The organism is Vibrio sp. 10N.261.52.A1, from assembly GCF_002876325.1.
Classification (GTDB): Bacteria; Pseudomonadota; Gammaproteobacteria; order Enterobacterales; family Vibrionaceae; genus Vibrio; species Vibrio chagasii.
The window spans coordinates 1-2049 of record NZ_MCYD01001322.1; the positions used below are offsets into that span (position 1 = coordinate 1).

The following is a 2049-nucleotide window of genomic DNA, read 5'->3' on the forward strand; positions in this document are numbered from 1 at the left end:
TCTCACCAACATTTCCGTTCAATAATACAAAATCAATTCTTAGCGCTAAGTTAGCAATAATACCAATAGCGAGAACGACTAAAGCGGTTTGGCAACGCTTGTAGATCACTTGAGAGGTCGATTGAGAAAGGGTGAACTCAGGGAGTTCAAAAGACATGTGAGTTTGCTCTTCCGTTTTAGAATGGTTCTTCATTTCAATTCAACCTGTAAATATTTGTAACAGGCCGGCATTCTATCCGCTTGGAATTTGACAATGTCAGGGAAATGTCAGCAATAAAACAGTGTACAATTGGTGTGTATATACGGTAAACCGCTGCCAATTGGCAGCCAGTTTACGTAATTGGTTGAATTAAAGAGGGGAAGGTATTGGTGGGTATCAGAGTGGAGCGCTATTCACTTTTAGCTTCTGAGTCTTGCTCATGATTATTTCGGTAATATTCCCATTGCTCAATACGTTCACCGCTATCAAAAACACAATAAGTGGTGCGTTGATTGTTTTCTGTGACCGTGTCTAATTCGCCATCCTGTTGAACACAATAAACGGCCGCTGGATTAGCGACTGAAACACGTTGGCCTTCGCTATACTCTGCATAGTCGTTTGCACAACCACCTAATACAACGGCAAATACAGCCATCAAACCAATTTTCTTCATGTTTATCTCCTACGTGATAACTCTATAGTTGAATACGTTAAGTTCTACAGAACCCAATTAGAAGCTCTATCAAATGAGTATATTTTAGATTTCAGAAAAGGTTGTTCTAATTTGGTCAAGATATTGAAATAGGTTGATATTTCGCCATGTTTAGCTGCTTTTTGAGGGCTAGATCAAGCTAAGCTAGCCGGGCGAGAGAAGGGCATGAATTGTTGAGTGAAGGCTTTTCAGAGGTTATGTGATGTTTTCTTGCTTTATCGGCTATGAGGTACAAAGTTAGAAGGCGTGTTGATGTGAACCGCTATGAACCTCGAATCTATGAATGATTATGATATGATGCCGCCAAATTCAGTTGCGCAGTTAGAGCCATGAGACACCTAAAAACCACCATTCACCCAGATATCGATCACCTAGATAACAAAACAGTTTATAGGCGTAATGCCGCCAGAGCGATTGTCTTAGATGGTGAAGATATTCTGATGCTGTATACCGAGCGTTACCACGACTACACCATCCCTGGTGGCGGTTTAGATGAAGGCGAAGATGTGATTGCGGGCATGGTCCGAGAGCTTGAAGAAGAGACGGGTGCAAAGAACATTCATGGCATTGAGCCGTTTGGAATTTTTGAAGAGTTTCGCCCTTGGTACAAAGATGATGCAGATATAATGCATATGATTTCCTACTGCTATTCGTGCAAGATTGACCGCGAGCTGGGTGAGACAGCTTACGAAGATTACGAAGTTAAAAACGGAATGAAGCCTGTGTGGATGAACATCCATGAAGCGATTGCTCATAATGAAAAGACGATGGCCGAAAGTCCTAAAAAGGGTATGAGCATTGAGCGCGAGACGTTTTTGTTGCATTTGATCGCAAAAGAAATGCTTTAATCTCACCCAAGCTTATATTGCAGTAATAGCACAGCAGTAATTGTTCAGCTGTAACTGCACTGCAGCCGACATTGATCTTTGAACTGTTTAATTTCACCCCGCATTTAAGCAGTTCATCGTTAGCGCTTGCAGCCCCCCCCCCAACTTTGCTTACAGTCAATAGTCATTATTTCTCCAGTTTCATGCAGCTTCCTGCTGTTTGAACGACATTTTTATTTGCTTGGAGTCTACTTCTCTCACTCCTATCTATGACAAGCTGTCAAATTGAGTTACTTCATTCATCAAATTGATTCCTATTTTGAAGATAGTGTTTATTGGGTCTAGAACCTAAGGAGAATGTAGGTAAATAAACTAATAATTTCATGGTGTTAGATTTGTTTTCTAAGTTTAAAAAAACTTGGCTTCACTCTTGCTTAACCTACTTATGCAACTCGTTTTGTCGGCGCCAAAATAAAAAAGTAGACATCCTTTGTCTCGTAGCATCAGATTTTAGGGACACATTTATTTAG

Annotated in this window: 2 protein-coding genes and 1 pseudogene; 1 reads left to right on the forward strand and 2 read right to left on the reverse strand. The window is 40.7% G+C overall.

Annotated features, from left to right (window positions below):
* Together BCT81_RS27320 and BCT81_RS27325 are read right to left on the reverse strand one after the other, a co-directional pair.
* Positions 1-193: pseudogene (locus BCT81_RS27320) on the reverse strand (hypothetical protein); the annotation flags it as partial.
* A 196-nt stretch (positions 194-389) separates the two neighbouring features.
* A complete protein-coding gene (locus BCT81_RS27325; protein WP_102426493.1) occupies positions 390-653 on the reverse strand; it encodes a DUF333 domain-containing protein in 264 nt (87 codons plus the stop codon).
* Between the two features lie 368 nt (positions 654-1021).
* On the opposite strand from BCT81_RS27325, the gene BCT81_RS27330 reads away from it, so the two are divergent.
* Positions 1022-1540, forward strand: a complete 519-nt coding sequence (locus BCT81_RS27330) for an NUDIX hydrolase (RefSeq protein WP_102426494.1) — start codon at positions 1022-1024, stop codon at positions 1538-1540.
* Positions 1541-2049: the final 509 nt, after the last annotated feature.

Coding starts and splice junctions, on each gene's coding strand:
- BCT81_RS27330 (WP_102426494.1), top strand. CDS start 1,022: ATGAGACACCTAAAAACCACCATTCACCCAGATATCGATCACCTAGAT.
- BCT81_RS27325 (WP_102426493.1), bottom strand. CDS start 653: ATGAAGAAAATTGGTTTGATGGCTGTATTTGCCGTTGTATTAGGTGGT.